This window comes from Rhodovulum sp. 12E13, from assembly GCF_003340565.1.
Classification (GTDB): Bacteria; Pseudomonadota; Alphaproteobacteria; order Rhodobacterales; family Rhodobacteraceae; genus HLUCCA09.
In genome coordinates this window covers 1-4,475 of sequence record NZ_QPLK01000066.1, presented here as the reverse complement: position 1 = coordinate 4,475, position 4,475 = coordinate 1, and the positions used below count along the sequence as shown (strand labels likewise).

4 protein-coding genes, 1 tRNA gene and 1 pseudogene are annotated in these 4,475 nt (G+C 63.6%); all 6 read right to left on the bottom strand.

Annotated elements, in window-relative coordinates; translation table 11 throughout:
- Positions 1 to 197: 197 nt before the first annotated feature.
- The 6 genes and pseudogenes from DLJ49_RS20615 to DLJ49_RS20590 all read right to left on the bottom strand — a co-directional run bounded on the left by DLJ49_RS20615 (position 198) and on the right by DLJ49_RS20590 (position 4,248).
- Positions 198 to 1,171 (bottom strand): annotated as a pseudogene (locus tag DLJ49_RS20615) (IS481 family transposase).
- 237 nt (positions 1,172 to 1,408) lie between these two features.
- Positions 1,409 to 1,498, bottom strand: a tRNA-Ser gene (locus DLJ49_RS20610).
- Between the two features lie 1,227 nt (positions 1,499 to 2,725).
- Positions 2,726 to 2,923 carry a hypothetical protein gene (locus DLJ49_RS20605; RefSeq protein WP_115395393.1) on the bottom strand — a complete coding sequence of 66 codons (198 nt, stop codon included), beginning with the start codon at positions 2,921 to 2,923 and terminating at the stop codon, positions 2,726 to 2,728.
- Complete coding sequence (locus tag DLJ49_RS20600) at positions 2,920 to 3,471, bottom strand: hypothetical protein (protein WP_115395392.1); 552 nt, start codon at positions 3,469 to 3,471, stop codon at positions 2,920 to 2,922. The genes DLJ49_RS20605 and DLJ49_RS20600 overlap by 4 nt, the downstream gene beginning before the upstream one ends.
- Positions 3,472 to 3,518: 47 nt before the next feature.
- Positions 3,519 to 3,866, bottom strand: coding sequence for a hypothetical protein (locus tag DLJ49_RS20595; RefSeq protein ID WP_115395391.1), 348 nt, complete (start codon positions 3,864 to 3,866; stop codon positions 3,519 to 3,521).
- A 100-nt stretch (positions 3,867 to 3,966) separates the two neighbouring features.
- On the bottom strand, positions 3,967 to 4,248 hold the full coding sequence (locus DLJ49_RS20590) for a hypothetical protein (protein ID WP_115395390.1): 282 nt from the start codon (positions 4,246 to 4,248) through the stop codon (positions 3,967 to 3,969).
- Between the last annotated feature and the right edge of the window lie 227 nt (positions 4,249 to 4,475).

Below are 4,475 nucleotides of genomic sequence, written 5' to 3'. Positions count from 1 at the left end.
TTCTTCGCCAGATCGAGCCCGACCGTGGTAATCTCCGACATGACCGCCCTCCTCGTGGATCGTCGATGACCCACCTTGGCACACCAGATGCCGTCGGGGGGCGGTCACACCATCAAAGCCGTGACGACCGAGAAGATCGCCGGCTTCACAGCCTTCATGCGGGAAAAGCTGTCCGCAGACGCCGGACGCGCCCGACCCTACCTGTCACATCCCGCGTGATTGTACGGCCGCTTCTTGAATAGTGCCGGCTTCTGGCGATGCCAGTCCTTGAGCGCCTCGATGGGCGTTCGGCCCTGCAGGACGGATTGCGGCAGCTGGCCGTTGTAGAGGCGGACGTAGCGCAGGATCGTCTGCTCCAGATCCTCGCCGGAGCGGAAGCGGTGGCTTTGCAGGACATCCTCGATCCGGCCGTTGAACCGCTCGACCATGCCGTTGGTTTGCGGCCGTATCGGCGGCGCGAGGCGGTGCTCGATGCCGAGATCGGCGCAGAGACGGTCGAAGTCGTGCGTGCCGGTCGCCGGGCGGCGGCGGAGGCCGAACAGCCGGTCGGTGAATTCCTTGCCGATGTCGGTGAGAACCCGGCTGATCCTCATCGGCGCTGCGCGCTCCAGGTCGCGCAGGAAGCGGCGCGCGTTGGCCGCCGTCTTCGCCGGGTAGATGCGCACGAAGACCCGAGCCGGGTGGCGCGGTCGATCGCCACGAAAAGATACCGGCGCCGCTCCTCGTCCGCCATCTGCGGCAGGTACTTCACGTCGATGTGCAGGTATCCCGGCTCGTATGCCTTGAACGGCTTGTGGGCCGGCTTCGGCGCCTTCGGCTTCAGGTCCTGCAGCCGGGAGACCCCATGCCGGCGCAGGCAGCGGTCGAGCCCCGAGCGCGAGACATTCGGGTTCAGGAACTCGCGGACAACCGCGAGCAGGTCGTCGAGCGGCAGCAAGAGCGTCGTGCGCAGCGCGACCGCCACGGCCTCCTGGGCGGGCGTGAGCGTCGTCTGCAGCCGGTGCGGCGTGTGGCTGAGATCGTGGACGCCGTCCCGCTTGCGCCACTTCCACACCGTCTGCTCGGAGATGCCGTAGCGGTCCGCCAGGACCCAGGCCGGCTCGTCGCTCGCCTGGATCGCCGCGCGGATCTTTGGCGTCGTCGTCGCCTGCTTGTGCAGAGAGATCAGCATGCTCGCCCCCGTCTCGAACCTCGCTGAGGATGGAGCGTGCCACGAACAGCGCCCGTCGGCGAGGGTCGATGTGATCATCCGGGATGGGACACCTACCTGCGCGCGCTGATCTCCGACATCCACGTGCGCGGGGACGCAGTGGTCATCAGGGGCAGCAGGGGCAGCAGGGAAAACCTGGAGCAAGCCGTCATGCAGGGCGAGAGGGTGCTCGACGCAGTTCCCACTTTTGTTCCGAGTTGGCGGAAGAGGTGGGATTCGAACCCACGGACGGCTTGCACCGTCGCTGGTTTTCAAGACCAGTGCCTTAAACCACTCGGCCACTCTTCCATGCCTGCCGCTTACGACGTGCTTATCGACCCCGTCAGCGCCAACGGCCCACTCTAGCGAACCTAACCGTAACCCTCTGTAATCACAACCATACCCTGCGGCCCAGGACAGCGGGCGGCGCGAACCTGCAACAGCTTTCAAGACCGGTGCCTTCGACCGATCGGCCACGGCTCCGCCTGCATTACTGCCCCAAACGCCGCGCTCTTGAAAGGGTGCAGAAGGCTTGCTGATGTGGCCGCTCTCCGGCGGCATCGGTGTGCCGGGTACCCAAGCCACGACAAGCGCGGTGTACACGCAGAGCGTCGAGCGTCGAGCGTCGGAAGATTGCTGCGGAAGCCGTCGGAACGCTGTCCGGAGTACGCTGCGACCAAGCGGGGTGTCCGACGCCCGCGACCTTGTCGGACACAGAACAGATCAAAGCTTTTGTTTTCAATGCAAAACACGGTGTTCCGTAGGCCCGGAGGGACTGCCAGAAACGGCATTTGGGCCTTGCTGTGTTGACCCCCCTGGACCACGGTAGGGTCGCACAGGGTCCAATAAGACCAATGGGTTAGGATGAAGGTGGACCACGGCCACTCGCCACGTCGGCCGTCACCAACACTCCACGTCGTCGTCATTCTGATGACAAAGCCACGATCCATCGAGAGGCGCAATCGATGAGGTGGCGATGCAATGAAATTTTCAGCTTTTGAACACCTCAAAAAGGTAACCGCATCGTATTGGCGCGCAAGAATATCGTTGAAGTTCAGGGTGCAGCCAGGAATTTTCATTGCTTTGAGAACTGAGGTTGGTCTTCATGAGCCACCGTGCGGATTCTGGACAGGGACTGGTCCTGAGTATATCGGTTTTCCGGACACACCTCACATAATTCAGATCGATGACAGCATCGACGACCTTGAGGTGCATATTGACTATGGCAATCTTAAATGCGTTCAGGTTAAATTCTACCATTCAACGCACAATAAGTTGAATATTATTGAGGCACTAAAGGCGAAGGCGGCGGAGGAATAAAGGGAGTTTAGCAATGGCTCACTGGCTGGGAGCAAGCTGTCCCGCGTGTGACAGAATCGACAAAGTGAGAGTTGAGATTCGCGCTTGGGCTGAACCAGATGAGGAGGGTGAGCCGCGTTTTGTGAAAGAAAGCCTGGAGGCGGCACGCAACCTGAACGACCATGACGCGGCTGCGTGCACAAACTGTGGCTGGACGGGGAAGATTGAAGATCTCGACTAAGAGTCTTGGCGGCCCTTTGCCAGCCGCCGGATGCGATCAGCCGGCCCGACATGCCGGACATTCCGCACGCCGCCGCCATTGAGGCGTGCCAGTTCGCCGGGCGACACCGCGCCGGATGCCAGGTCGGACTCGTCCTGTGCGCGCGCCTCGGCCTTGTCCGCGGCGCGCTTCTCCGGGCAGTATTCCTCACTCATCGCACCATCTCCCTGATCCGCCCCCGCCTCTTGACCGGACGCGCCAGCGGCGGGCGGTCATTCCGCACCGCATCGACCATCGCTTCGGACGCCTCGAGCGTTGGGCACACGCCCCACTCGGCAAGCTCGTGAGCCTCGTGCGCCCAGCGCAGCTCATTGTGCCGCGACCCCTGGTATCGCGCGATCTGGGCACCGGTGCGCCTCTCATACCCCGCGACGACGCCCGACACGCGGTCATACCAAGCATCGGCCTCGTCGACCGAAGGCGCGCCATCCAGACGACGTGCGTCCGGGGCATTCAGCGCGACGCGCGTGCTGAGAGCGACGCACAGGGACATCGCCAGGCGCTCCTCCATCGGGCCCCAGTCGCCTCCCGCGGCGCGGTGCCGAGGCGCGCCCAGGACGGCCTCTGCGGACTCCTGTAATATGCGCTTCCCATGCGCCTGGGCGAATGCGGTGCCGGACCGCAGCGGCCCCATCGCAGCCAGGTAGTCGAGATCACTCTCAGGGCCGTCCTGCGGCGCGTTCATTTGAAAGAAATCGGACATGTCATATCCTCCGTGTTTTCCGCCGGGGTCGGGGCGGCGGAGGGCGGTCAGGCGGCGGAGAGGAAAGCCTCGCGATCCGCGATGAGGCCGGCTTCCACTGCTTCGTCGACTGTGTATGCAAGGCGACGAAGGCATGCCGCTTTCTCTTCCACGGTATCGTATTTCGAAAGCGCCTCAGCTGCGTATGCGTGCCGCTTTTCTTCTGCCTCTTCCTGGATCTGCGAAATCCGGTCAGAGACGATGCTCCCGAGTTCGCGCATGCGCATTGCGTCGTCGGAAAAGTCTGCCGCGAACAGGAGGCCCAGGCGGACACCACGCAGCGCGTCAATGTCATCGCCGCAGCGTGCAAGCCGCTCATTGAAGGCAAGGCGCTCGTGTGCTGAAATCTGTCCCATGTCTACCTCCGATGCCCGCGGCCGGGCGCTGCTGTGTGCCGCTGAAAGGGATCTGGAAAAATCCGAGACCCCCATCAAGCCAGCGTGTTCACGTATTGTTTCACTGAACTCCGAGCTTCGAGAGCTCCGCCTCAACTTCCGCGACTCGCTTCTCGACAGTCCGGGCGGGGCGGCTTTCATAGACTACTTCCTCGAGCATCGACTCAAGGCCGCGGAGGTGCCGGGTTGCGGCGACCGCGACCCAGGGCCGGACGCGGCCGGAGATGTTGTCCTGGGCGACGGTGCGCGCGGCGCCCTGGATCCGCGCGAGGAGGCGGCCGGCGGCGCCGTAAGCTTCGGATGCATCGGCTTGTGCGGACTGCTGTGCTCTGGTCTTCGACATGGTGTCTCTCCTGTCCTGGGGCGCGCCCCGTGCGCTGCCCTGGAAGGAAGATTGTCCCCGCGGCATCCGGACCGAAGCGATCTGGCGGAAAAATTGCCCGGTCTGGTATAAACCCGCAGTATTCACCGAATGCGTCTGAGCGGCGGATTTGGCGGTCGTGGGCCGGTCGTGAGGACCGGTCGAGGGTTGTGCAGACCCTCCCGAGCGGCGCGACGCCTGTTGACGGT

Bases quoted from the DNA above. Each gene is read 5' to 3' on its own strand.
- DLJ49_RS20605 (WP_115395393.1), bottom strand. From the start codon at position 2,923: ATGAGTGAGGAATACTGCCCGGAGAAGCGCGCCGCGGACAAGGCCGAG.
- DLJ49_RS20600 (WP_115395392.1), bottom strand. From the start codon at position 3,471: ATGTCCGATTTCTTTCAAATGAACGCGCCGCAGGACGGCCCTGAGAGT.
- DLJ49_RS20595 (WP_115395391.1), bottom strand. From the start codon at position 3,866: ATGGGACAGATTTCAGCACACGAGCGCCTTGCCTTCAATGAGCGGCTT.
- DLJ49_RS20590 (WP_115395390.1), bottom strand. From the start codon at position 4,248: ATGTCGAAGACCAGAGCACAGCAGTCCGCACAAGCCGATGCATCCGAA.